Annotated in this window: 23 protein-coding genes; 3 read left to right on the top strand and 20 right to left on the bottom strand. The window is 34.4% G+C overall.

The annotated features are described in order from the left end of the window. Nucleotides 1-24 precede the first annotated feature (24 nt). Entirely contained in the window at nt 25-297 is a 273-nt protein-coding gene (locus ACP7AV_RS00455; RefSeq protein WP_426090325.1) for a hypothetical protein, read from the bottom strand. Beyond that, nucleotides 290-1,069: a 5'/3'-nucleotidase SurE gene (gene surE / locus ACP7AV_RS00450; RefSeq protein ID WP_426064486.1), complete on the bottom strand. Its 780-nt coding sequence runs from the start codon at nt 1,067-1,069 to the stop codon at nt 290-292. The genes ACP7AV_RS00455 and surE overlap by 8 nt, the downstream gene beginning before the upstream one ends. 207 nt (nt 1,070-1,276) lie before the next feature. On the opposite strand from surE, the gene ACP7AV_RS00445 reads away from it, so the two are divergent. Further along, on the top strand, nt 1,277-3,454 hold the full coding sequence (locus ACP7AV_RS00445; protein WP_426090324.1) for a carboxy terminal-processing peptidase: 2,178 nt from the start codon (nt 1,277-1,279) through the stop codon (nt 3,452-3,454). A gap of 364 nt (nt 3,455-3,818) precedes the next feature. On the opposite strand, the gene rodA is transcribed toward ACP7AV_RS00445, so the two are convergent. From rodA to purH, 6 genes are all read right to left on the bottom strand, one after another. Next, nucleotides 3,819-5,054, bottom strand: coding sequence for a rod shape-determining protein RodA (gene rodA, locus ACP7AV_RS00440; RefSeq protein ID WP_426090323.1), 1,236 nt, complete (start codon nt 5,052-5,054; stop codon nt 3,819-3,821). A 5-nt stretch (nt 5,055-5,059) separates the two neighbouring features. Further along, nucleotides 5,060-7,015, bottom strand: a complete 1,956-nt coding sequence (gene mrdA / locus ACP7AV_RS00435) for a penicillin-binding protein 2 (protein WP_426090322.1) — start codon at nt 7,013-7,015, stop codon at nt 5,060-5,062. Beyond that, entirely contained in the window at nt 7,012-7,518 is a 507-nt protein-coding gene (gene mreD, locus ACP7AV_RS00430; protein WP_426064482.1) for a rod shape-determining protein MreD, read from the bottom strand. The genes mrdA and mreD overlap by 4 nt, the downstream gene beginning before the upstream one ends. Further along, nucleotides 7,511-8,335 (bottom strand): rod shape-determining protein MreC, encoded by an 825-nt coding sequence (gene mreC / locus ACP7AV_RS00425; RefSeq protein ID WP_426090321.1) that lies wholly within the window; start codon nt 8,333-8,335, stop codon nt 7,511-7,513. Before mreC ends, mreD begins: the two co-directional genes overlap by 8 nt. Nucleotides 8,336-8,435: 100 nt before the next feature. Beyond that, nucleotides 8,436-9,464 (bottom strand): rod shape-determining protein, encoded by a 1,029-nt coding sequence (locus ACP7AV_RS00420; protein WP_091204281.1) that lies wholly within the window; start codon nt 9,462-9,464, stop codon nt 8,436-8,438. A 54-nt stretch (nt 9,465-9,518) separates the two neighbouring features. After that, nucleotides 9,519-11,045, bottom strand: a complete 1,527-nt coding sequence (gene purH, locus ACP7AV_RS00415; RefSeq protein ID WP_426090320.1) for a bifunctional phosphoribosylaminoimidazolecarboxamide formyltransferase/IMP cyclohydrolase — start codon at nt 11,043-11,045, stop codon at nt 9,519-9,521. A 197-nt stretch (nt 11,046-11,242) separates the two neighbouring features. On the opposite strand from purH, the gene ACP7AV_RS00410 reads away from it, so the two are divergent. Then, nucleotides 11,243-12,493, top strand: a complete 1,251-nt coding sequence (locus ACP7AV_RS00410) for an ABC transporter permease (protein WP_426090319.1) — start codon at nt 11,243-11,245, stop codon at nt 12,491-12,493. 163 nt (nt 12,494-12,656) lie between these two features. Here ACP7AV_RS00410 and accD read toward each other — a convergent pair whose 3' ends face one another. From accD to ACP7AV_RS00395, 3 genes are all read right to left on the bottom strand, one after another. Further along, a complete protein-coding gene (gene accD / locus ACP7AV_RS00405; RefSeq protein ID WP_426090318.1) occupies nt 12,657-13,511 on the bottom strand; it encodes an acetyl-CoA carboxylase, carboxyltransferase subunit beta in 855 nt (284 codons plus the stop codon). A gap of 108 nt (nt 13,512-13,619) precedes the next feature. Next, complete coding sequence (fbaA, locus tag ACP7AV_RS00400; RefSeq protein ID WP_426090317.1) at nt 13,620-14,687, bottom strand: class II fructose-bisphosphate aldolase; 1,068 nt, start codon at nt 14,685-14,687, stop codon at nt 13,620-13,622. Between the two features lie 62 nt (nt 14,688-14,749). After that, nucleotides 14,750-17,317, bottom strand: coding sequence for a BamA/TamA family outer membrane protein (locus ACP7AV_RS00395; protein ID WP_426090316.1), 2,568 nt, complete (start codon nt 17,315-17,317; stop codon nt 14,750-14,752). A 37-nt stretch (nt 17,318-17,354) separates the two neighbouring features. Between ACP7AV_RS00395 and ACP7AV_RS00390 the strand changes: the two genes are divergently transcribed. Continuing rightward, the gene (locus ACP7AV_RS00390; protein WP_426090315.1) at nt 17,355-18,080 is read left to right on the top strand and encodes a TrmH family RNA methyltransferase; all 726 of its coding nucleotides are present in this window, start codon (nt 17,355-17,357) and stop codon (nt 18,078-18,080) included. 67 nt (nt 18,081-18,147) lie between these two features. Here ACP7AV_RS00390 and ACP7AV_RS00385 read toward each other — a convergent pair whose 3' ends face one another. The 9 genes from ACP7AV_RS00385 to ACP7AV_RS00345 all read right to left on the bottom strand — a co-directional run bounded on the left by ACP7AV_RS00385 (nt 18,148) and on the right by ACP7AV_RS00345 (nt 26,418). Continuing rightward, nucleotides 18,148-18,852, bottom strand: coding sequence for a porin family protein (locus tag ACP7AV_RS00385; protein ID WP_426090314.1), 705 nt, complete (start codon nt 18,850-18,852; stop codon nt 18,148-18,150). 1 nt (nt 18,853) lies between these two features. Continuing rightward, the gene (gene ubiE, locus ACP7AV_RS00380) at nt 18,854-19,585 is read right to left on the bottom strand and encodes a bifunctional demethylmenaquinone methyltransferase/2-methoxy-6-polyprenyl-1,4-benzoquinol methylase UbiE (protein ID WP_426064473.1); all 732 of its coding nucleotides are present in this window, start codon (nt 19,583-19,585) and stop codon (nt 18,854-18,856) included. Nucleotides 19,586-20,178: 593 nt separating this feature from the next. Continuing rightward, nucleotides 20,179-20,661 carry a dihydrofolate reductase gene (locus ACP7AV_RS00375; protein ID WP_426090313.1) on the bottom strand — a complete coding sequence of 161 codons (483 nt, stop codon included), beginning with the start codon at nt 20,659-20,661 and terminating at the stop codon, nt 20,179-20,181. Nucleotides 20,662-20,671: 10 nt separating this feature from the next. Beyond that, nucleotides 20,672-21,007: a 2TM domain-containing protein gene (locus tag ACP7AV_RS00370; protein ID WP_426090312.1), complete on the bottom strand. Its 336-nt coding sequence runs from the start codon at nt 21,005-21,007 to the stop codon at nt 20,672-20,674. 555 nt (nt 21,008-21,562) lie between these two features. Further along, nucleotides 21,563-22,387, bottom strand: coding sequence for a thymidylate synthase (locus tag ACP7AV_RS00365; RefSeq protein WP_426090311.1), 825 nt, complete (start codon nt 22,385-22,387; stop codon nt 21,563-21,565). A gap of 32 nt (nt 22,388-22,419) precedes the next feature. Next, the gene (locus ACP7AV_RS00360; RefSeq protein ID WP_426090310.1) at nt 22,420-23,703 is read right to left on the bottom strand and encodes an amidohydrolase family protein; all 1,284 of its coding nucleotides are present in this window, start codon (nt 23,701-23,703) and stop codon (nt 22,420-22,422) included. A 125-nt stretch (nt 23,704-23,828) separates the two neighbouring features. Continuing rightward, a complete protein-coding gene (locus ACP7AV_RS00355) occupies nt 23,829-24,452 on the bottom strand; it encodes a bifunctional nuclease domain-containing protein (RefSeq protein WP_426064469.1) in 624 nt (207 codons plus the stop codon). A 149-nt stretch (nt 24,453-24,601) separates the two neighbouring features. Then, nucleotides 24,602-25,570, bottom strand: a complete 969-nt coding sequence (locus ACP7AV_RS00350) for an electron transfer flavoprotein subunit alpha/FixB family protein (protein ID WP_426090309.1) — start codon at nt 25,568-25,570, stop codon at nt 24,602-24,604. A gap of 101 nt (nt 25,571-25,671) precedes the next feature. Continuing rightward, nucleotides 25,672-26,418 carry an electron transfer flavoprotein subunit beta/FixA family protein gene (locus tag ACP7AV_RS00345; RefSeq protein WP_426090308.1) on the bottom strand — a complete coding sequence of 249 codons (747 nt, stop codon included), beginning with the start codon at nt 26,416-26,418 and terminating at the stop codon, nt 25,672-25,674. Nucleotides 26,419-26,571 lie beyond the last annotated feature (153 nt).

Below are 26,571 nucleotides of genomic sequence, written 5' to 3'. Positions count from 1 at the left end.
TTTTATTCTGCTGCAAAGATAAACTTAAATAAATAAAGTGAGAATCGCCAAGGCAATGACTGCCAAAACAACACCACGCGCCATCATTTCTTTATTCATTTTGAGTAAAATTCCAAATGTTATCAGCGTCATAATTGATCCCAAAGTGATTATTTTACCTAGGTTTCCCTGTGATTTCATGATTTGAATTCCTGCGATGAATTTGAATTCCGTAAAAATGGTGATAAAAATATAAGATCCAAGCAGCGTAGTTGCAAACCCTAATAAAAATCCAAATAATAAGTCTTTTTTATTCATTCCATTTCCAAGTATTAAGTTGTTGTATGGCGTGGTGTGCGGTCAAGTCAAATTGTACAGGAACGACTGACACAAACCCATTTTCCAAGGCCCATTCATCCGTGTCTTCTCCTTTATCTTGGTTTACAAATTCGCCTGCCAGCCAGTAATAGTCTCTTCCCTGCGGCGTTTTTCTTTTATCGAATTTCTCTACCCAAATTGCTTTCGCTTGACGACAAACCCTAATTCCTTTGATGTCTTTTTGTTCTAATTTAGGAAAATTAACATTCAAAACTACGCCTTCCGGAAGTCCATTTTCAAGAACTTCTACAGATATTTTGCGGATAAATGATTTTATATTCTCAAAATTGGCGTTCCAGTCGTAATCCAATAATGAGAATCCAATAGCGGGAATTCCTTCTATTCCCGCTTCAACGGCGGCGCTCATTGTGCCGGAATAAATCACATTTATCGAAGAATTTGAACCGTGATTAACGCCAGAAACGCACAAGTCAGGTTTTCGTTTCAAAATTTCGTTTACAGCCAGTTTGACACAATCAACTGGTGTTCCAGAGCAACTGTATTCTAAAAAAGGATCTGTGTCTTTTGAAATTTTATTCAAATATAACGTGCTGTTGATGGTAATGGAATGACCCGTGGCGCTTTGTGGTGTATCTGGAGCGACCACAACTATTTCTCCCAATTCTGCCATAACCGAAATTAGGGCTCTGATGCCTGGCGCTGTAATGCCATCGTCATTCGTTATTAAAATTAAAGGTCTTGTTTTTTTCATTATTATTTTGGTAAAAAAAGGTTTGTTTTTATGATTTTAATGGCAAATGTAATTACACAAAATGGGATTAAGTAAAAAAAAGATAAAAATATGTTATCTTGATTCATTTAAGTTAATAAAAAAAAACATTTTTATATCTTTAACAAAAATTTATGGGAGCCCTGCTGACGTTGGCATAGTTTTTACCGTAACTTAGAATAAAAATTGATGAATACTACTCTTAACTTTATGAAAAGAAATTATAAAATTATCCTTGTTGTCGTATTTCTTTCGCTAACATTATTTGCCTTTAAAATGAATGTGTCTAAAGCAGATGATCCTGAAAAGGACAAGCTGCTCTTGGAGTTATTAACTTTTGTAATTGAAAAAGGCCATTATAGTCCAGCGAAAATCGACGATACTTTTTCGAAGGGGATTTACAAAGATTATATTGAAGCTTTGGATCCATCGAAACGATTCTTTTTGCAATCTGATATTGATGAATTTTCAAAATTCGAATTGCAACTAGATGACCAGCTGTTGAATAAAGATTTGTCTTTCTTTAATTTGACTTATGAGCGTTTGATGAAAAGAATGAACGAAAGTACTAAAATCTACAAAGATGTTTTGAGCAAACCTTTTGATTATACTATTGATGAAAGTTTCAATATTGATTACGAAAAAGCGCCATACCCTAAAAACGATGCTGAACTTAATGATAAATGGCGCAAACAAATTAAATTGTCTGCACTTTCGTCTTTAATTGACAAACAAAAATTAGAGGAGGATAAAAAGAAAAATGATGCAAATTATGTTGTTAAATCTTTTAATGTTTTAGAAAAAGAAACTAGAGAAAATTCGGTAAAATCGCTTGATGAGTATTTTGGATTTATAAAAGATTTGGACAGAAACGATTGGTTTTCTGTATACATCAATTCCATTACAGCACGTTTTGATCCACATACAAATTATTTTGCAGCTGAAGAAAAAGAGCGTTTTGATGTAAGCATAAGCGGGAAGTTAGAAGGAATTGGGGCACGCCTTCAAAAGAAAAATGATTTAACGGAAATTTCAGAGCTTATTTCTGGCGGTCCTGCTTGGAGAGGAAAACAATTAGAAGCAGGGGATTTAATAATGAAAGTTGCGCAAGGAAATGGCGAAGCGGTTGATGTAGTCGGAATGCGTCTTGATGATGTAGTGAAGAAAATAAAAGGTCCTAAAGGTTCGGAAGTACGCCTTACTGTAAAAAAAGTAGATGGGACAATTAAGATTATTTCTATTGTAAGAGATATTGTTGAAATAGAAGAAACCTATGCGAAGTCCAGTATCGTAAACAAAAACGGGCTGAAATATGGAGTAATCTATTTGCCAAAATTTTATATTGATTTCGAAAACGCAGATGGTAGAGATGCCGGAAAAGATATTGCTTTAGAAGTGGATCGATTGAAGAAAGCAGGAGTAAACGGAATTGTTTTGGATGTTCGTGATGACGGTGGAGGATCTTTGTCAACGGTTGTTGACATTGCGGGATTATTTATAGAACAAGGGCCAATCGTTCAGATAAAATCTGCGGGTAGAAAAAAAGAAGTGTTGTACGACAGAGATGCAAAAATTGAATGGGACGGACCGTTGGTAATTATGGTGAATAGTTTCTCCGCATCTGCTTCTGAAATTTTAGCGGCAGCAATACAAGATTATAAAAGAGGAATTATTATTGGAAGCAAACAAACCTATGGTAAAGGAACTGTCCAAAATGTAATTGATTTGAACCAATTCGTGCGCAGTAGTTCTGTTGGGGATTTAGGAGCTATCAAAACAACAACGCAGAAGTTTTACAGAATAAATGGAGGTTCTACTCAGTTAGAAGGAGTAAGCAGCGATGTTGTGATGCCGGACCGATATGCTTATCTAAAAATGGGAGAGCGTGATGTTGACAATGCGATGCCTTGGGATAAAATAGATAAAGCTGATTATCAAATATGGAATAATAATTCCAACTTTAATCAAGCAATTACAAATAGTAAAAATAGAATCGCTCAAAACGCACAATTTCAATTAATTGAAGAGAATGCGAAATGGATTGACAGCAGAAGTGAAGAGAATGTGTACAGTTTAAATATTGAAAAATTTAAAATTGCTCAATCAGAGATAGAGGAGAAAGCTAAAAAATACAAACCAATTGTAGATTATAAAAATTCATTCATATTTACTTCGTTGCCTTATGAAACGGATGCCATGAGTAAAGATGTTACTTTAAAAGATAAAAGAGAGAGATGGCATGATGAGTTATCCAAAGATATTTATGTTGAAGAAGCACTTAATGTATTAGATGATTTACAATCTAAAGTAGTTTCTAGAAAGAATATACCAGTAAAAATTAAAAAAGCTAAATTAGCTAAATCGTAAGAATAAGGTTTTCGAACAATAATAAGTAAAACGCCCTATAAATCTAAAAGATTTACAGGGCGTTTTTATTTTGATAACCATCGTTTTCGTTTAAATATAACTTTTGGAGATAATTAAGTAAATTTTAATCAATGTTCTTTGTGTATCATTCAGAGTAATTTAATTTGCCGAAATACATGCAATTAATGAACGGATTTTTGTCAAAGTGCTGTCCGAACTTTCGATTAAGAATTCAGAGCTGTAGGATTTAGTTGAACAGTTAATAGGATAAATACCTTTTTATAATCTTGCTCTATGATCAAAAACTCATAGTTATATTTAACACTTTGGTTGTAATGGATTTCCTTGGCTTAAAGCTGTCAAATTACCATTCGTTCACTTTATTCGCATCCATTTTTATGAATATAAACAATAAGATAGTGAATCCCCAAAGCCCAGAACCTCCGTATGAAAAGAATGGAAGCGGAACCCCAATTGTTGGAAAAATACCTACCACCATCGCAATATTTACAAAGAAGTGTGTGAATAAGATTCCTGCAACACAATATCCATAAACTCTGCTGAATTTTGTTTTTTGTCTTTCGGCTAAGTAAATTATTCTTAGGAATAGACCTGTAAAAAGGGCTATTACGACCAAAGAACCGGCAAATCCCCATTCTTCGCCTACAGTAGTGAAAATGTAATCCGTATGTTGTTCTGGAACAAAGCCACCTTTTGTTTGAGTGCCTTCAAGAAATCCTTTTCCTAACCAACCTCCAGATCCTATAGCAATTTCGGATTGATTGGTATTATATCCAATGCCTTTCAAGTCAACTGTTTTCCCTAAAAGGATATTAAAACGATCCCTGTGGTGTTGTTTAAATACATTGTCAAAAACATAGTCCACAGATAAAACAAATCCTGATAGCAACACAAAAAGAATACTGCTCAAAATGATATTCCTATCGGCTAATCTAGATTTAAAGTGTATGATTAATAGCGCCAACAATCCGATTAGGATTACATATTGAGGTTCTAATACCAGCGTTAATACAAACAGAAGAATGGTTATAAAACCGGTCCATACATACCAAGCCGGAAGTCCTTCGCGGTACAAGACAATGATGAATATGCTGTAAATCAATGCACTTCCAGGATCGGGCTGTGGTAAAATGAGCAGCACGGGTAAAATTATTATCGCAAGTGCCTGCCATTGGCGGGTCACATCTTTTAGATTAATTTGAGTGTCGCTCAGATATTTTGCCAAAGCTAAAGCTGTTGCTGCTTTTGCAAACTCAGAAGGTTGAATGGTAAAACTTCCTACGGCATACCAACAACGTTGACCCGCTATTGTTTTTCCAAATAAAAACAATCCTGCCAACGATAATAGTGAAATTCCAAAAATAATACTAGCGTATTTTTCATAAAATTTCCCATCAACGGAGAGTATTACGAAAATTAAAGGAATAGTTAATACTATAAATATCAACTGCTTCTCGTAAGTATCTTCCATAGAAGATAACGAGGAGGAATAGATGTTAAGCCAGCCCAAAATAACCAATAACGCATAGATGATTATGCTTATCCAGTCAATATTATTTGTTACGCTTTGGTTTTTCATCGGAATTAAATAGCTTGTTTGGTCTCTTTGATAGTGTCAACTTTTGCTTTTACAGTTGAAGGCTTCATTGTTTTCTTTTTCAGAAGAGAATCACTAATTCGTAATTGTAATTTTACTTCTTCAGAGAGGCCACCTAATTTAGCGTATCTACTTTGTAAGCTGGTTGCAAGTATCCTTTTCTCTAAATCAAGTCTTGTGATTTTTTGTCGAAGGTATTTTTCGATCATCAAGCTGGCAATTGGCCCCGCTATTGTTGCGCCATAGCCACCATTTTCCACCATAACTGCAATTGCAATTTTAGGATTGTCTTTTGGTGCAAAAGCAACAAATATGGAATGATCTTCTAGTTTTACTCGTATCCCACCAATTTTCGCAAAATTTTCTGCAGTACCCGTCTTACCGCAAATATCGATTCCTTCCACCTTTAAAGCACTTGCTGTCCCCAGGTTATACACGTCAAATAAGCCACTGATCATCGGTTTGAAGTGTCTTTTGTCAATTGTGGTTACATGTTTGGTAGTGAACTTTTTGTCAATAGTGTGACCTTTAATTCTTTTGATGATATGAGGTGTGTAATAATAACCTTCATTTGCCACTGTTGCCATCATATTAGCCAGTTGTATTGGTGTCATTAAAACTTCTCCTTGACCAATCGAATTAGACACAATAGTGGTACTTCTCCAACCGCCGTTCGGATAAATGCGTTTATACGTTTTTGAATCTGGAACTTTACCTTTTTTACCAATGGGTAAATCGTAACCCATGAATTGTCCAAGGCCAAAGCTTTTTACGTGATTACTCCAAACATCAACCGCTTGAGCTGGTTTGGCATATTTATTTATCGTTTTCATATACGCCGTCGCAAAATAAGAATTACAAGACTCAAAGATACCTCTATGTAACTGAAGTGCACCTCCATGACAGTGACACCCCATAAAACGACCTCTTGCATAACTAAATCCTCGATTACAAAAAACAGTCGTATTTTCATCAATAACACCCTCTTGAAGTGCGACAAGACCAGTCAAAATTTTGAAAGGAGATCCAGGAGGATATTCTGCCAATAAACCTCGATCGTAAAGCGGTTTGGCGATTGAATCGCGATAAAGTTTAGTGTAATTTTTTGATCGTTGCCTTCCAACTAATATTGAAGGGTCATAGGAAGGTGCTGTTACCAATGCTAAAATTTCTCCCGTGCTGGGTTCAATTGCAACAATTCCACCTCTTTTGTTGATCATTAATTCTTCTCCATATTTTTGGATTTCAGCATCTATGGTAAGATTTATATCTTCTCCCTGGACAGCAATAGTATCATATTTTCCATCTTTATACGAACCAATTTCACGGTTGTATTTGTCTTTCTGAAAATATTTTACGCCTTTTACTCCTCGCAAAAGATCTTCGTAGCTTTCTTCAACTCCCTGTCGGCCTATCAAATCGCCACTGTTGTAATATGGATTTTTTTCTACTAGCTTCTCATTTACCTGAGTGATAGACCCGAAAACGTTAGCGCCAAAAGTCACTTCATAATCACGAAGAGAACGCTTTTGAAAATAAAAACCTTCGTATTTTCGTATTTTCTCTTGGAAAGCGGCAAATTCACTTTTATTCAGTTGCGATAAAAAAACAGAGGGCAATCTAGGACTGTATATTTTAGCCTTTTCAATTTTTTTAATAAAATCTTCTTTGGTGATATTCAGTAATTGACAAAATTCTAAGGTATCGGTTTTTTTTACTTCACGAGGTATTACCATGATGTCATAGGATGCCTGATTGGCCACTAATAACTTTCCTTTTCGATCGTAGATGTAGCCTCTTTCAGGATATTCGTATTTTTTTTTAATCGCATTATTTTCAGATTTCAACTTTAATGTATCATCAACAACCTGCAAATAAAATATTCGCATCACGAGTAAAAAAGTAGCAAGAATAATTAAGGAAGGCAACAAGACTTTTCTCATCTTTTGTTTGGCTTAATAAGATAGATTATGATAATGCAAATAATGATTGTAAATATGGTGCTTAATACTATTGTAATCAACGTGTCCAAAATAAAACTTAACTGAAATGCCTCCAATAAAAATAACGTAAAGTGATGAATCACAACGGACAATAATATAAAAGAAAATCGTTGTGGCGTTAAAACATCATTAATTTTTATGGTTTGATATTCATAACTTAAACCAAATGCAAATTTAAAAATAGAAGGTCTGAAATATGCTAAAACTAAACACGCCGTAGCGTGTGTCCCGCCAGAGTTGCTAAACAAGTCCATTATAATTCCAAGTAAAAAACTGGTAACCACAAGTGCTGATTTGTTTCCATTTACGGGATACAAAATTATAAATAAGATGTAAGGAAATGGACTGATGTAGCCCAGAAAATTCATATTATTGAATATTATAATTTGAATGGCCAACAACAGAATAAATCGGAAAATATTGACTAACAAGGCGCTATTCATCTTTTTCTCTTTTTTCTAAATTTATAATTTCTTCACGATCTTTACTTTTTATGATATAAACATGGCCTAAATTAGTCATATCGTTAAAAAGTTTGACATCAAGGGTGTAATAGTTGGTTAGCTTATCTCTGTAAATTTTAGCGATTGTTCCAATGTTGATGTTTTCAGGGAAAATAACCGACTGTCCGCCTGTAACAATAGTGTCACCAATTTTTATTAATGCTAATCGTGGAAGATCTGTTAATTGCACAAAACCAGTACTTTTTCCGTTCCAATTTAGCGAACCGAAATGATTTGATTTTTTAATTTTAGCGTTAATTTGCGATCTTTTGTTCAGAATACTGATTACAGTTGAATAGTTTTTGGAAGTATTCTCAATGATTCCTACAATACCTAAACTGTTGATTACTCCCATGTCGGGTTTTACGCCGTCTAATTCACCTGAATTTAAAGTCAGGTAATTTTCATACATGTTATAGGAGTTTTTAATGACTTTTGAAACAAGTATATCATCAGGTTTAACCCCTTTCAGACTGTCTAGTTTTTTAACAGCAGTTGTATCTTCACGATTAAATAAAAGGCTTTTTAATTTAGCATTTTCAAGTGCAAGTGCGTCGTTGTGAGTTTTTAAGTTTAAATACTCATTTAGATTGTTTACCTTTTCATAAACACCACCACTCAAAAAGTTTGCAGAACTAATTATTTTGCTTCTGTGGAAGGAATGGGATTGAATCGTAAGTGTTAACGATATACCCAAAAGCAGCAAAAACAGTATTCTGTTACTGTTTTTAAAAATAAAATTAAATATTTGCTGCATTGTTTAAAATTGAATATTTAAATAAATCAAAAATCAAATTCTAAATCCCATTTCACTGACAACTTGTAATGAAAAGTAGAATTTAGAATTCATTTTTTTGTTATTTTATAAGGATACTTTTAAATTTAACGATATTTTTAAGCGCCATACCTGTTCCCCTAACAACTGCTCTTAAAGGATCTTCAGCAATGTAAACAGGTAAATCTGTTTTTTGCGAAATTCTTTTGTCAAGACCTCTTAACATTGATCCTCCACCTGCAAGGTAAATACCGGTATTGTAAATATCAGCAGCTAATTCTGGAGGTGTTTGAGATAAAGTTTCCATTACCGCATCTTCGATACGTTGTATGGATTTGTCTAATGCTTTTGCAATTTCTCTATAAGAAACTTCAACTTGTTTTGGTTTACCTGTTAGTAAATCTCTACCTTGAACAGACATGTCTTCTGGAGGAGTTTCTAAATCTTCGATAGCGGCACCAATTTGAATTTTTATTTTTTCAGCAGTAGTTTCTCCAACAAAAAGATTATGTTGGGTACGCATATAATATACAATATCATTCGTAAATACATCACCAGCAATTTTCACTGATTTGTCACATACGATTCCACCTAATGCAATCACAGCAATTTCAGTTGTTCCACCGCCTATATCAACAATCATGTTTCCTTTAGGTTGCATAATGTCTATTCCAATACCGATTGCAGCGGCCATAGGTTCGTGTATCAAATAAACTTCTTTACCATTAACTCTTTCGCATGATTCTTTTACCGCCCTCATTTCCACTTCAGTAATGCCGGAAGGAATACAAACAACCATTCTTAATGCTGGTGTAAACATTCTTTTCTTTAATGCTGGAATGCTTTTTATAAACAAGCTTATCATTTTTTCGGAAGCATCAAAATCAGCAATTACACCATCCTTCAAAGGCCTAATTGTTTTAATGTTTTCATGTGTCTTACCCTGCATCATGCTGGCTTCTTTACCTACAGCAATTATTTTACCAGATATTCTATCGCGGGCAACTATTGATGGGCTGTCAATTACTACTTTATCATTATGTATGATTAAAGTGTTAGCGGTACCAAGGTCTATCGCAATATCCTCGGTCATGAAATCAAAAAATCCCATAAGTTTTTTAAGGGTTAAAATGTTATAAATTTGAAACGAACAAAGTTAAACAAATTAATGTTTAAAATGACGCGTTCCCGTAAATACCATTGCAACTTTATTTTCATTGCAATAATTGATACTTAATTCGTCTTTAATAGACCCACCAGGCTGGATTACGGCCGTAATTCCTGCTTTTTTAGCTATTTCCACACAATCCGGAAAAGGGAAAAAAGCATCACTTGCCATTGAGGCTCCATGCAAATCAAAACCGAAATTTTTAGCTTTTTCAATGGCTTGAAGCAAGGCATCAACTCGTGATGTTTGTCCTGTCCCGGAAGCAAGAAGTGTGCCGTTTTTGGCAAAAACAATCGTGTTTGATTTTGTGTTTTTGCAAATTTTAGAAGCAAATATCAAATCTTGAATTTCTTGTTCTGATGGCGTGTTTATAGTAACGGTTCTTAATGCTTCTTTAGTATCTGTGATGTTATTTCTTTCCTGAACTAAAATTCCGTTTAAGCATGTTCGTACGAGTTTTTGTGGTAATTCAACCTCGTTTTGAACTAATATAATTCGGTTTTTCTTTTCTTGTAAAATGGCTGAAGCTTCTGTATCAAATTCCGGAGCAATAACCACTTCGCAAAACAATTTATTGATTTCGACAGCAGTTGCAACATCAATTTTAGTATTGGAAATCAAAACGCCTCCAAAAGCTGATGTTGGGTCGCAGGCCAATGCGGTTAAATATGCTTCGTTTACTGTTGTTCTAGTGGCTAAACCACAAGCATTATTATGTTTTAATATGGCAAATGTAGGTCCGTCATTTTTGAATTCATTAATCAAATTTACAGCAGCATCTACATCTAATAAATTGTTGTATGATAATTCTTTTCCGTGAACTTTCTTGAACATAGCGTCAAAATCACCAAAGAAAAATCCTTTTTGATGTGGGTTTTCGCCGTATCTTAAGGCTTGGCCATTTGCAATACTTTGTTTATATATTGTTTCATCAGTATTGAAATAGTTGAAAATTGCAGTGTCATAATGGGAAGAAACATGAAATGCTTTTGTCGCCAATAATTTTCTGTCTTCCAGTGTTGTTCCACCGTTTTTTTCTGTAATCATGGCCAGAAGTAAACTATATTGCTCAACCGAAGCAACGATTACAGTATCCTTAAAGTTTTTTGCGGCAGCACGAATTAAAGAAATACCGCCAATATCTATTTTTTCAATGATGTCAGCTTCACTTGCCCCTGATGCAACTGTTTTTTCAAAAGGGTACAAGTCCACGATTACCAAATCAATTTGGGGGATATTGAATTCTTGCATTTGTTGCACATCGCTCTCGTTGTCTTGGCGATTTAATATTCCTCCAAAAACTTTTGGGTGAAGTGTTTTAACTCTTCCGCCCAAAATAGAAGGGTAGGAGGTCACATCTTCTACGGGTATTACGGGAATCCCTAAGTTTTTTATGAAATCCTCTGTACCACCAGTAGAATAAAGTGTAACATTTTGACTATTTAGTTGTCTTACTATCGGTTCCAATCCTTCTTTTGAAAAGACAGAGATTAAAGCAGATTGAATTGTTTTAGTTGTACTCATTGTGTAGTTATAGTTATAAAATGCAAAAATAGTTTTTTAATGTTAAAATAAAGCCATTTGAAATTGAGATAATTGTAATTTTTAATGCTGTTTCATTGGCGGACATAAAATAATGGAGTAGCGCGGCAACGAAATGATTTTTCGTTAGGTTTTTGAATAATATTTATAGAATTTTACTTTAACACAAAACAGATTGTATGTTAGTTTATCTTCGATTATTAAAAGAGAGTTTAGGGTTTGCAATGAATGCATTGCGCAACAATAAGTTACGGACTTTGCTTTCTTTGCTAGGAGTGACGATCGGTATTTTTTCTATCATTGCTGTACTGGCTGCTGTAGATTCTTTGGATAAAAAAATAAAAAAAGATTTGAGCAGTTTGGATAAAAATACTATTTATTTAATGCGATTTTCTTTTGGTCCTTCCGAAATTCCGCAGTGGAAAAGGGAACAGTTTCCGGATGTCAAATATGATGAATATGAATATCTGAAAAGCTCAATGAACAATTTAGATCAAATGGCGTATCAGTTTTTTGTGGGTAGAGAAAGTCTTAAATTCGAATCGGAATCCGTAAGTGATGTGAACGTTGTTCCAGTTTCTCACGAATTTATAGAAATTCAAGGGCTTGAGTTTGAAAAGGGAAGATTTTATAATGAATCTGAATCTAATTCTGGAGCTCCTGTAATCGTTTTAGGATATGATATTGCGAAGAGTCTTTTTGGCGAAAGCGAACCAATCGGGAAAAATATGCGTTTGTATGGGCAGCGTTTCACCGTTATAGGGATGTTGAAAAAACAAGGTGCAGGAATGTTTGGCGATAGTAATGATACGTCAGCATTCATTCCGGTTAATTTTTTAAGGAAGTTGTACGGGGACAATAATGATGCGTTGACGCCGGTAATTCTGGTCAAGCCTGAAAAAGGGGTTGATATGGATGCGTTCAAAGCAGAACTGGCTCAAAAACTACGAAATTATCGAGGTATGAAAATAGATGAAATCGATAATTTTTTCATCAATGTTCTTTCCGGATTTACAGATTTATTAGATGGAATTATTAGTGCCATGCGTGGAGGCGGAATTTTGATTAGTGTTTTTTCGTTTTTAGTTGGTGGATTTGGAGTGGCTAACATAATGTTCGTTTCTGTAAAAGAGCGTACCAATTTAATTGGGATTCAAAAATCGTTAGGAGCAAAAAATAGATTTATACTTTTTCAATTTTTATTTGAAGCCATTATTTTATGCGTTATTGGTGGAGCAATTGGTTTATTGATAGTTTGGTTGTTATCCGTACTTTTAACCAGTGTGTTGGATTTTGAATTCGTTTTGAGTTTTTGGAATATATTGATTGGTTCAGGATTGTCAATTATTGTAGGTGTGATTTCTGGAATTCTTCCAGCTATTTCTGCTTCTAAATTAGATCCTGTTGAGGCAATTAGAACCGGAATGTAAATAAATGTAATTCACTTTCTGGAACGAACTTGCATTCCTTTTTTAGAAATAGATTGTATAGAAATGCAAAAAAAGCAGCTTCCGATATTTTTGGAAGCTGCTTTTTTTGTGTTTAATCTAAAAAAAATTATAAATCAAAAAAACCAATTGCACGGGTTTTCATTTATCGGATAGGATTATTTTGGATCAAATCGATATACAAGTTAATCTTGTCTTTCAATTCTTTTCTTGGCGTGATAAAGTCTAAGAAACCATGTTCAAGGAGAAACTCAGCAGTTTGAAAACCTTCCGGTAAATCTTTACCTGTTGTGTCTCTTACAACTCTTGGTCCTGCAAATCCAATTAATGCGCCGGGTTCAGATATGTTGATGTCACCCAACATCGCGTATGAAGCAGTTGTCCCTCCAGTTGTTGGGTCTGTACATAACGAAATATAAGGCAATTTTGCTTCAGCAAGCTGAGCCAGTTTTACGGATGTTTTAGCTAATTGCATTAATGAATAAGCGGCTTCCATCATTCTTGCTCCACCGGATTTAGAAATCATTACAAATGGCATGTTGTTTTTGATTGCGTGATCAATTCCTCTCGCAATTTTTTCACCTACAACTGCACCCATAGAACCACCAATGAAGGCAAAATCCATACAGCAAATAACTAAATCTTTACCTTTTGATTTCCCAACTCCCGTGCGCACCGCATCCTTGAGTTTGGTTTTTTCCATTACATCTTTCAAACGATCTGCATATTTTTTGGTGTCAACAAAATTCAAAGGATCTTTGGAAGTCATGTTTTTATCTAATTCAACAAATTCATTGTTGTCAAATAAAATGTGAAAATATTCTGTACTTCCAATTCTAACGTGAAAACCATCCTCAGGACTTACGAATAAGTTACGAGCTAGTTCATCGGCATCAATAATTTTTCCAGTTGGAGATTTATACCAAAGTCCTTTTGGAATGTCCATTTTGTCTTCGGTAGCAGTAGTAATCCCTTTTTCTTTTCTTTTAAACCAAGCCATTTCTTTAGTGTTCAGTGTTCAGTAATCAGGTATTCATTGTTTTGTAACCAGTTTTAGTGTTCCATTATCAGCATTTGAGAACTGAACACTAAAAACTGACCACTATTTTTATAATGTATTCACGTTGTTCAAGTCAGCAAATGCTTGTTCAAGTCTTGTGTTGAAAGTAACTTCGCTTTCACGCAACCATTTTCTTGGATCGTAATATTTTTTGTTTGGAGCATCAGCACCTTCTGGATTTCCAATTTGAGTTTTCAAATAGTCGATGTTTTTTACCATGTAATCACGAATACCTTCGGTAAATGCAAATTGTAAATCAGTATCGATATTCATTTTTATTACACCGTAGCTAATACCTTCTCTTATTTCTTCCAATGTAGAACCGGAACCACCATGAAAAACAAAATCTACTGGGTTGTGTCCTGTATTAAATTTGTTTTGAACAAAATCCTGAGAGTTTTTTAAGATTTTTGGAGTCAATTTCACATTTCCAGGTTTGTAAACGCCATGAACATTTCCAAAAGCAGCAGCAATGGTAAATCTTGGACTTATTTTAGAAAGTTCTTCATATGCATATGCAACTTCTTCAGGTTGTGTATATAATTTAGAACTATCCACATCTGAGTTGTCCACACCATCTTCTTCACCACCAGTAATTCCAAGTTCGATTTCCAATGTCATTCCCATTTTGCTCATTCGTTCTAAATAGCCTTTGCAAATTTCGATGTTTTCTTCGATTGGCTCCTCAGATAAATCAATCATGTGAGACGAATATAAAGGTTTTCCAGTTTTAGCAAAATGTACTTCCGAAGCATCTAACAAACCGTCAATCCAAGGCAATAATTTTTTTGCACAGTGGTCAGTATGTAAAATTACAGTAGCTCCATAAGCTTCCGCCAAAGTGTGAATATGTAATGCACCAGCTATGCCACCGGCGATTGCAGCTTTTTCTCCTACATTCGAAAGTCCTTTTCCAGCGTTAAATTGTGCTCCTCCGTTAGAAAATTGAATAATAACAGGAGCATTCAGTTTTGCTGCAGTTTCAAGAACACCATTGATCGTATTTGACCCCGTAACATTTACTGCCGGAAGTGCAAATCCTTTTTCTTTAGCATAATTAAAAATTTCCTGAACCTGATCTCCTGTAGCTACGCCTGGTTTTATGTTGTGTGTCATTGTACTTTTTTTAGTTGTTTTTTTTTAGTTTTTAGTTTTGCAAAAATAAGAATTAATTAGCATTAGAATGGATAATTTATTCCAAAATTTAAAACGGAGTTCGCAAAGTTGTATTCTCTAAACCATCTTTTGTTGGTTTCATTGGCGGGATTGTAGGTTTTAAATCCTAGATCAAAACGAATTACAAAAAAATTCAAGTCGTACCTGATTCCAAATCCTGTGCCCAATGCGATGTCTTTTAGATCGCTGATGTTGGTAAAGGTAGATTTCTCATCCACGACATTATCCAGTACGTTCCAAATATTCCCAGCATCAGCAAAAACAGCTCCTTTCAAACTACCCAAAAGTTTAAATCGAAATTCTCCACTGATGGCAATTTTCATGTTAGCTTCATTAAAATCGTCTAAAGCTCCGCTGCTCCCTGGTCCTAAACCATATGGTTGCCAAGCTCTGTTGTCATTCGATCCGCCTGAAAAGTAACTTCGGGAAAAAGGAATGTAATTTGAATTTCCAAACGGAATGGCGATTCCAAAAAAGGTTCGGAATGCAAAGATTTTTTCTTTCGATAAATCCCAATGTTTGATGTAATCGAATTCTGTTTTTATATATTCAGAATATTCCAGATTGAATATTTCATAATTCCCATTGATATTTTTTTTCTGATTGGTAGTCTTAGCAAAAGCGGATAAAATCGTTCCCGCAGATTCTATTTTCGTTTTGAAAAGGTAAAAATTATTGTCGGCTAAATCGTTTTTAGTTGTTTTTGAAAAAGTAAAACTGGTTGCTAAAATAAAGTCGTTTTCCGTAAGTCTCAATCGTCGCTCTTCAATACTTCTTACCGCCTCAATATCGGCAGGTTTTAATGGTTTTAAAAAGTTGGCGTTACCTGTAAGAACATCATTTGTAAAACCGGCTGTTCCTTGTTCAATCAGCAAATCTTTGTCTATGTAATTGTTATAATAGGAAGAATTTGTGTTATATTCTTTGCTGAGGTCATTTAAAGCATTGTAAGAAGAACCGTAAACATTAAAATAGTTTTTAGGATTTAAATTTCGAACAAACTGAGTGCTGAAAAGATCAAATTTAGCCGTGTGATTTATTTTTGGAGTCCAATTATAAGAAAGCGCGCCGGTAAAATTCTCTTTGTCCAATCCTATGTTTCTTTGTTTTGCAAAACCTACGGTAATTAGAGTAGATGGAATCATGCTTTTGGCAATGATTTTATCGGTATTAAACGGCATGAAAATTCGTGGGATATTTAGTTTTAAATCCAATCCATATTCTGAAACATTGAAAAAATTATTTTTTGGATTCGCTAAATCTTTTGACGCTCCTATGTTTCCACGTGCTGCAATTTCAAGTGTTTCTGCGCCATTGAATACGTTTCTGATTGTTTCAGAAACACTTAAACCAATGCCAAAATCCTGAATGTTAGAATGGGTCACATCCAATGTAGTTCCAAAACTATATTTTTTTCTTGGAGTCAAATATACTTTCGCAATCAATGACTGCGCAGTTGTATCTCTTTTATCAACTTCATATTGTATCGAAGGATAATTGAAAATCTTAAGATTGTTCAAATACCGCGTGGTCAAAACGGTTTTATTATCAGCATACAGGCCTCCTTTTGTAATAAAAATAGCGTTGGTAATTGCTTTTGGTTTGTATTTTAATTTTTCCTGACTGTATAGATTAAAGTTTTTATACGTGGTGCTATCTGTAATGTTTAGCGCGTTATTACTTGGAGAATAATCAGTGTAGATATTTACATCGCTTATTTTATAAATTTTGAAAGGTTCAATTCTAGTTGAATCCCCTTCTTGATAGGAATAATTATTGACGATCAAATTAATGTTTGCCAGATTCACTTTTTTAATGGTGTCAATGTCGAAAGTCACATAATTGGGCTGAAAATAATATACTCCATTGTTTCTGAAATGAGTGGTGATGCGGTTTTTTTCATTTTCAAAATCATCTGTTTTGTATTGATTCCCGGATTTAATGTACGTGTTAGATTTGTTGGTTTGGTACAACGAATCTAAAGCTGGTGTTGCAATAGTAGTCCTTAAAGAATCCAGAAAGTAAGCTTTTCCGGAAGTCACTGCATATTTTATCTTGGCTTTTTTTAGAGCCAACGTATCTATTTTGTAAGCGGCATTTACATTAAAAAATCCATTATTGAAATAGTAATATTTCAAACGCAACAATGATTTGTCGGCTCTGTCTTTATCAATAATTACAGGAGGTTCACCGGTTCTTTTCAAGAAATCATGTATTCCGTGATACCAGAAAGATTTTCCCAGACGGTTCACTTGTTTTTCTGACAACCATTTTGATTTTCGTCTGAATTTTTCCGGATTGTTGGTGAATTTGGCTTGGTATGTTGAATCTGGATTTAGGTTTGCTAAATTGTAAAGATTCAATCGCAATCGGTATCCCAGTAAAGTGCTGTTTGGTTTTTGATACAGTTGATTAAAAACATTTTCATCCTTAATTGTCTTATCATTTACGGTAATTTCGTTTTTCGTAAGCAGCAGTTTTCCGTCTGCAACTCTTTTTACAGCGTTACATGCGGAAATTAGTATTGCAATTACAATAAATGCAGTTATTTTTGTGGAAATTTTTTTCAAGTGTCCTAAAATATTTAATTCAAAAGTACATTATTTTATGGTTAGTAAAAACCAAATAAAGCTTATAACGAGTTTGCAGCAAAAAAAATATAGAATAGCCAATAAATTATTTTTTGCCGAAGGTGTGAAAGGGATTCAGGAACTCTTGGATTCTGATTTTGTATTGGAGCATTTGTATACCACCCAAAATGATTTTGACGCGGTTTCCATGGAAAAAAAAACCATTGTTTCGGAAAGTGATTTAAAAAAATTAACGGCATTGGCTACGCCGAATTCTTGTTTAGCTGTTTTTAAAATGCCACCAGAAAAACCAATTATAGAGACCGGTTTGATTGTTGTGCTCGATTCTATACGGGATCCGGGAAATTTAGGGACTATATTGCGGTTGTGTGATTGGTTTGGAATACAACAAGTTTTGTGTTCAAAGGAAACGGTTGATGTGTATAATCCTAAAGTGGTGCAGGCTACAATGGGTTCTGTAGCGAGGGTCAATATCAATTATATAGATTTAAACGCTTTTGTGGCAACGACTAAATTACCGGTTTTCGGTACGTTTATGGATGGCACGAATATTTATAAATCGGTGTTGCCCAAAGAGGGAATAATTATTATGGGGAACGAAGCGAACGGAATTTCAACCGAACTCGAAAAGTTGGTAACCAGCCGACTCGCAATTCCTCGTTTTGGAAATCTTCAAAAAACAGAAAGCTTGAATGTAGCGACGGCGACTGCTATTTTTTTAAGTGAGTTTCGTCGAGGTTAGTATTCAGTTTTTAGTCATAAATTACAATGAGAACTGAATATTGCAAATGAGAACTGAAAACTATTCGTTAATGGAAAGAAAAGTTGATAAATACAGCTCTAGTTTTTAGAGATTCAATATTTCCTGTCCAAGGGCTGTTTGGATCGTTGTCTCGAATTAATTCATCGTTAATTCCAAAAACACCTCTTATTGATGGTGAAAATATAAAATATTCTGAAAATAGATCAATCCCAAAACCCAATTCGTAGTTTGTAGTCCACGATTTTACACGGAAGCGTTGCTGTAAATTATCATCTATCAGTTTTGAATTACTGGATAAGTTTAAAGTAGCCGATAATCCTCCCAAAGCATAAGGGCGAATATTGCCGGTTCTTAGCGAAGATAACTTTAGTAATAGCGGGAAATGAATGTAAGTACTGTTTACTTCTCTTAACGCATCGCCGCTGTTACTGAAATTCGGATAATATAAATCCCTTTTTGTGTAATAAAGTCCCGGTTCAAAACGCAAGTTGATGTATTCCTGAAGTTTTAAATCACCTATAATTCCCACATTAAAACCTGTGGTTTTATTTACGAGAATGTCTGGTGTTTCCGTTTTGTAATCTATTTTAAAATCGTAAGAATTAAAACCTAAGTAAAAGCCATAATAGACTCTTTTTTTTTGAAAATTTTCTAAATTAACAATAGGGTCTCTGCTAAATATGTTTTTAGATCTTTGAGCATATCCGTTTAGAATAAAAGCAAAAAACAGCAAGACAATTATTTTTTTCATATTATTTTTTAGAAGCTGAATAAATGGTAGCTACACCAAAAGTTTGCGGCAAAGCTACAACATCTATAAACCCAGTTTTTCTCAAAATATTGTTTAACGCTTCGCCATACGGAAATGCGGCAGCTGATTCCGATAAATAACCATAAGCCACGTTATCCTTAGAGAATATTTTTCCTATCAAAGGCAATATGTTTTTGCTGTAAAAATTATATCCTTGTTTATAAGGTGTTTTATCAGGAACGGAGGTTTCTAAAATCACAAAAATGCCATTTGGCTTCAAGACTCTCAAGATTTCAGCTAATCCCTTTTCTAATGTTTCAAAATTACGTACGCCAAAAGCTACGGTAATTGCGTCAAAATAATTGTCTTCAAAAGGCATGTTTTCAGAGTCTCCTAAAATCATTTCAATGGTAGAAGAAAGATTTTTATCGGCAATTTTTTTTTCTCCAACTTTTAGCATTCCAGCAGAAATATCTAAACCAATAATTTTTTCAGCATTAGTTTGCGCCATCAATATGGCTAAATCTCCTGTTCCTGTTGCAATATCCAATATGAGTTTCGGATTGGATTTGGCAACCATTTGCAATACTTTTTTTCGCCATTTTATATCTATACCGAAAGAAATGACACGATTTAGATTGTCATAATTTCCTGAAATAGTGTCAAACATTTGCGCAACTTGTTCTTTTTTGCCTAAGGCAGAATCTTTATAAGGGGTTATCTTTTCTGACATTTTTTTAATTTTTACAAATATATGACAAACTTGATGAACTTAAAATGAGTTTGAGGAATTTGAATTAAGTTTTATTGTAACCCAAATGTCTTTTACTAAATGGACTTAAAACAAGAAAATAAAAAAAAATCATTTTTTTTGAAATATCACTAAAAGTGGGTATTGCATCTCTAAATTTTATTGTACAAATTTGTTCTTTAAGAAATAACCATATTAAATGATTAAAAGAGAGTCAGTGAACCAAATCAAATGGATATTTTTTGCGTTAGTTATCTCATTTGTTCTTGTTAGCTGTTTTGAAAGTGCTGTTTCACAAAGCAGTACCTTAGTTAAAACGCAACATACGTTCTTAGGATTAAATTTGTTTTTGGAAATTTTAATTTTTTTCGTCTTTAGTACCTTCGTGGTATTTGGTATTAAAGGCTTTTTTGAGATGTATTCTCAAAAAATTTCAAATATTATAATCTCCGTATCTGGAGTATTATTATTGTTTGTAATTTTTATTTTATGTTATCAAATACTCTTTCAAGAGTAGTTCATTTCTCTTAATCAATGGTTAAAAAAAAACATCCTGAAAAGGATGTTTTTTTGTTTTATCTTCTAATGTATGTCTGATACGAATAATCGTAGCGATGCTTTTCATCTTTTTCATTAAACTCTGCGTCTGTCATTTCCCATTCATCTTCATTGATCTTAGGGAAATGCGCATCGCCTTCAAAGTTGTGATGTACTCGCGTGATTTCTAACTTATCTGTGTAAGGAAGTCCTAATGCATAAATTTCACCACCGCCAATTATATAGGAATCCTCATCTTTTGGGCAAATTTCAAGTGCTTTTTCTATACTGTCCACAACGATGCAGCCTTCAGCATGATATTCTTTTTGTCGAGTGATAATAACGTGAGTTCTATTTGGTAACGGTTTTACTAAACTTTCAAATGTCTTTCTTCCCATTATAATATGATGTCCTGATGTAAGGGACTTAAATCGTTGGAAATCATTTGGTAAATGCCAAACCATCTCGTTGTTTTTACCAAGCGTATTGTTTTCGGCAGCAGCCGCGATTATTATTATCATAATTTTTTAGCTATTGTTTAAGTTCGTCGTTCGATACTTGTGTTTGCAATTGGTCTAATTTCTTTTTTTGCAAAGCCACAAGGCGATCTATTTGCTCTCTTTCCCAATCTTTATTCATAAAACGATCTGTAATAAAAATTTTTATAAAATGCAATATAAAGAGGAACAACCAAATGATAATAATCCAAAGGTACCAATTGGACACTACGGTGCTATCAAGAAAATTATGTGCCATAAATAGCAGTAAACTCCCTAAAACGAAAACAACAAAATGAAAATACAACCCCTTCTTTTGCTTTATTCTTCTTCTCGCATACTCATATTGTTCGTGCAATTCTTTTTCCATCGATCCGGTTTTAGCTTATAAAGATAAAATTTATTTTGGAAAGTCAGTATTGTGGTTCAGAATTATTCCCTGAGAATACGTTTTCTTTTTTTTTATAGTAAATTTAGCTTTGTTTAAATTGTTAAATTATTTATCGATTAACATATTTTGTGGTTTTTAATTAAATCTTTTAAAGCCTTATTAAAAGTCTGAAATATTTAAGTTGCATTATAACATTAGTTTGTAAATAAACAAGTTATGGAAATGAAACAGCGATTTGCGAAACAAAACCAGTTTGTAAGATTACTTTTTCTGAAGCTGCAAAAAAAGCAAGTCAAGCTTATGTTGTTGGCGATTTCAAAAATCGGAATGTTGCTGAATGTGCTTTTAGTAAATTGAAAAATAGTACTTTCAAAGTTGCGTTCGTTGTCAATAAAGATGCGACTTAGTATTTTAATACGTGATTGACGGTTTATCTGTCAATGAACCGGAAACTACTTTTCTCGAATGGAACGAGTTTGTACGAATTGAAAACAATGTTTTAGCGGGCAGACGAAAAATCCGTTTTGTATTTCATTAAACCGCAACACTTCCTTTTATCAGTGGATGCGGTTCGTAACCTTCAAGGGTAAAATCGTTAAAATCAAATGCGAAGATGTCTTTTATTTCGGGATTCAAAATCATATTTGGCAATGGTTTTGGTTCACGGGACAATTGCAATTCGAGTTGTTCAAAATGATTATTATAAATGTGTGCATCTCCAAAAGTGTGAATAAATTCTCCTGGCTGTAAGTCGCAAACTTGAGCTATCATCATCGTGAGTAATGCGTAAGAAGCAATGTTAAAAGGAACACCTAAGAAAATATCTGCGCTTCGCTGGTACAATTGACACGATAACTTGCCATCAGAAACATAAAACTGAAAGAAGGCGTGACAAGGAGGCAAAGCGGCTTTATTGTCGGCTACATTTTCGTTAAATGATTTTGTAGTGTCTGGTAAAACCGAAGGATTCCATGCTGAAACCAACATTCTGCGACTGTTAGGATTGGTTTTTAATTCTTTTATCAATTCCGAGATTTGATCAATTTCTTCACTATTCCAGTTGCGCCATTGATGCCCGTAAACAGGTCCTAAATCGCCATTGGCGTCAGCCCAAGCATCCCAAATTTTAACGCCGTTTTCTTGAAGGTATTTGATATTGGTATCGCCTTTTAAAAACCAAAGCAATTCATAAATAATAGATTTTAAATGCAGTTTTTTGGTGGTAACCATTGGGAAACCTTCATTCAAGTCGAAACGCATTTGGTATCCAAAGACACTTTTTGTTCCTGTTCCTGTTCGGTCTCCTTTTTGACAACCGTTTTCCATCACGTGTCGCACTAAATCTAAATATTGCTTCATTGTGTCTCTATTCTATTTTGCTGTAAGCCGGTTTAGTTTTTGTATATTTTTCCATCTTTCATTACAAATACAACTTTTTCCAGCGTCTTGATAGTGTTTAAAGGACTTTCATCAACTGCAATAATGTCTGCAAAAAAGTTTTCTTTTATTTGACCTACTTCATTTCCTATGCCTAATAACATGGCATTCGTTATTGTTGCAGATTGAATAGCGGCTAATGCAGGCATTCCGGCTTCAACCATATAGCCAAATTCTTTTGCATTTGTACCGTGGGCAAATACACCTGCATCAGTTCCAAAAGCAATTTTGACTCCTTTTTTGTATGCTTTTGCAAAAGTAGCTTTTAGTTGTGGACCAACTTCTCTGGCCTTTGGAACTACGATGTCAGGATAAAAACCAGTAATTTCTGCATTTTTTTCTACTTCTTTTCCAGCCGTTAAGGTGGGAACTAAATAAGCATCATATTTTTTCATTAATTCCATTGTCTCTTCACTCATAAAGGTGCCATGTTCAATGGTTTTTATACCACCCAATATAGCTCGTTGCATACCTTCATCGCCATGGGCATGAGCGGCAGTGAGCATATTGTAATCTTTGGCAGTTGTTGTGATAGCTTTGATTTCTTCTAAAGAAAACTGAGGATTTTTACCGCTTTTGGCAACACTTAAAACACCGCCAGTAGCTGTGATTTTAATAACATCGGCACCTTCTTTATAACGTTCTCTTACTGCTTTTACTGCCTCTTCAGGAGAATTAATTACGCCTTCATGTGGACCTGGATCGCCTACAAGTTTTCGATTGCTTCCGTTTGTCGGATCAGCATGACCACCTGTTGTGGCGATCGATTTTCCTGCGGTATATATTCTTGGACCTTTTACAATTCCTTTATTAATAGCATTTCTAATGGAGATGTTAACGCCTGTTCCTCCTAAATCACGTACGGTGGTAAATCCGGCCAGTAGGGTAATTTCTGCACAACGTACAGCTTGAAATGCGATGTCAGCCTCGTTGTCTAAATATTTCGACATGTAACTTTTAGTGTCGTGTTCTCCTTCAATATGTACATGTAAATCGATAAGACCTGGTAATACATATTTGTTTTTTAGGTCTATTATAATATCCTCTGGGTTGGATTTAGATACAAACCCATCTTGTATTTTCGTGATTTTGTTTTTAGAAACAACTATGGTTTGGTTGGATAGCTCTTTGCCAGATTGAGTGTTTAGAATTTTTCCGCAGTGTAAATAATAATCTTGAGAAAATACGACTGTAGAAATGAATAAGGTTACGGCAATAAGGACAAATTTTGTTTTCATAGATTAGTTTATAACAGATGTCAATAAAAATATATATTGGAGCGCAGCATTAATTGCAACTGCATTTTTTATGTGGTTAACCGTTTATTTATCAATTAAAGCAACAATGAATATCATAATTAAAGTTATCTTTTAGAGATTTCGTCTCTAATTTTAGCTGCTTTTTCATAATCTTCATGTGAAACTGCTTGATCTAATAATTCATTTAACTCCTGTAAACTATGTTTAGCATAGGTTTCTCCAGATTGATTGCTTTCTTCTGCGCGTCCAAAAGTATCTGGATTAGAAAGCACATCGTCAATTTCTTGAGAGTCTTTATCAGAATCTAAAGGATTTGACTTTAAGTAAATTCCGGCTTTGTCCAAGATGTTTTTATAAGTAAAAATTGGCGCGTTAAAACGTAATGCTAATGCAATTGCATCTGAAGTTCTGGCATCAATAATTTCTTCAATTTTATCTCTTTCGCAAATAATACTTGAATAAAAAACACCATCGACTAATTTGTGAATAATGACTTGTTTGACTACGATGTCAAAACGTTCGGCGAAATTTTTGAATAAATCATGGGTCAGAGGACGCGGTGGTTTTATTTCTTTTTCTAATGCGATAGCAATGGATTGGGCTTCAAAAGCACCAATTACGATGGGTAATTTTCTTTCGCCGTCAACCTCATTCAAGATCAAAGCGTAAGCTCCGTTTTGAGTTTGACTATATGAAATTCCTTTTATGGATAATTTAACTAAGCTCATAATGTTGTTATGGGAAAGTACATGGTACTTTTTTAATAAAAAAAGGGTGCGATCTTAATGAAAAAAAGTACACAAAAAAACTGCACAAAAGCAAAGATACGAATATCTTATTTTTTGGCAGCTATAATTTTTAAAGAGAATTTTTAGAATTAAGAATTCTGAGCTTTAAAAGCTTTAAATTTCTCGATCAATTGTGGAACAATTTCAAAAGCATCGCCTACAACTCCGTAATCAGCCACTTTGAAAAATGGTGCTTCCGGGTCACTGTTGATTACAACTTTAACTTTAGAAGAGTTGATACCTGCAATGTGCTGAATCGCTCCCGAAATTCCAATCGCAATATAAAGGTTGGTAGCAACCGGTTTCCCCGTTTGTCCTACGTGTTCTCCATGAGGTCTCCATCCTAAATCAGAAACCGGTTTAGAACATGCCGTTGCGGCACCAAGTACAGAGGCTAATTCCTCAATCATCGCCCAGTTTTCTGGACCTTTTAGTCCACGACCAGCCGAAACTACAATGTCAGCATCAGCAATAGAAACTTTTCCAGAAACTTTTTCAACTGATTCTACCTTTACACCAAAATCATTGTCTCCAATCGTTGGGTTAAAATCTTCTTCAGTCAATGTTGATGCATTTTCAAAAATACCATACGAGTTTTTAGCAAGTCCAAGAACTTTTACGTCTGTGGCAATTTCAGTTATGTTGAACGCTTTGTTTGAAAAGGCATTTCTTTTTACTTGAAAAGGTGAAGTTGAAATCGGTAGTCCAACCACATTTGATGCATAACCAGCTTCTAATGCTACTGCAACAAGTGACGAAAGGTAAATACTGTCCGTAGTGGATGAAAGTAAAACTAACTTTACGTTTTCTTTTTGAGCTGCTTGTTTGATTACATCGGCGTACGCTTTAGCCGTAAATCCTGATAATTTATCGTTGCTTACTTTTAATACTTTGTCTACTCCGTATTTTGATAATTCCGAAACATCTCCAGCATTAACGGTTACAGCCGTAACAGTAGTTCCTAATGTTTCAGCCACTTTTTTTGCGTAAGAAGCTAATTCGAATGCTACTTTCTTAAATTTTCCTTCTGCGTATTCTGCGTATATTAATATTGACATAATTTTTTATTTTAGTTTTAAAGTTTTAAAGTCCAAAGTCATAAAGGGAAATTAGTGTAAACTTCTATCTTTTTGACTTTCAACATTCGACTTTATGACAGTTAGATTACTTTCGCTTCGTTGTGTAATAAATTGATTAATTCATCTAAATTGTCAGCAGCAATTAATTTCACGGCTGATTTAGGAGCTGGTTTTTCAAATTTTACTGCTTTTGTATTTACAGTGGCTTCGACTGGTTCCAGAATTGTCAATACTTTAGTTCTTGCAGTCATAATTCCTCGCATGTTAGGAATGCGCAAGTCTTTTTCTTCCACTAATCCTTTTTGTCCACCAATGATTAATGGTAAAGTTGTAGCAACGGTTTCTTTTCCACCATCAATTTCACGAACTGCTTTTACGCTAGTTCCATCAATAGTGAGGCTAGTGCAAGAATTTAGGAAATTGTATCCTAAAATTCCGGCTATCATTCCAGGAACCATTCCGCCATTATAGTCTAAAGATTCTTTTCCGGCAATAATTACATCGTAACCGCCGTTTTTGATTACTTCAGCAAGTTGTTTGGCTACAACAAATCCGTCAGTAGGAGTGGCGTTGACACGAATGGCTTCGTTAGCGCCTATCGCCAATGCTTTTCTTAAGGTAGGTTCGGTTTCTGGTCCTCCAACATTTACAACAGTAACGGTTGCGCCTTGTTGTTCTTGAAACCAAATGGCACGTGTCAAACCAAATTCATCATTAGGATTGATTACATATTGAACTCCATTAGTGTCAAATTCAGAATCTCCGTTAACAAAGTTAATTTTTGAAGTAGTATCAGGAACGTGACTGATGCAAACTAATATTTTCATACTTATATATTTAATTATTCGTAATTTCTTTTACAAATTTAAAATATTAATTTGAATAATATACTATGCATGCATAATATTTTTACTTAACTACTACGTTTTCGTAGCCCGGATAGCAGCGGCATCCTTCTTGTGGCGCCTTTAGCCACAGGA

Source organism: Flavobacterium sp. DSR3-2, from assembly GCF_049896525.1.
Classification (GTDB): Bacteria; Bacteroidota; Bacteroidia; order Flavobacteriales; family Flavobacteriaceae; genus Flavobacterium.
This window is presented reverse-complemented; position numbering and strand designations above follow the sequence as displayed.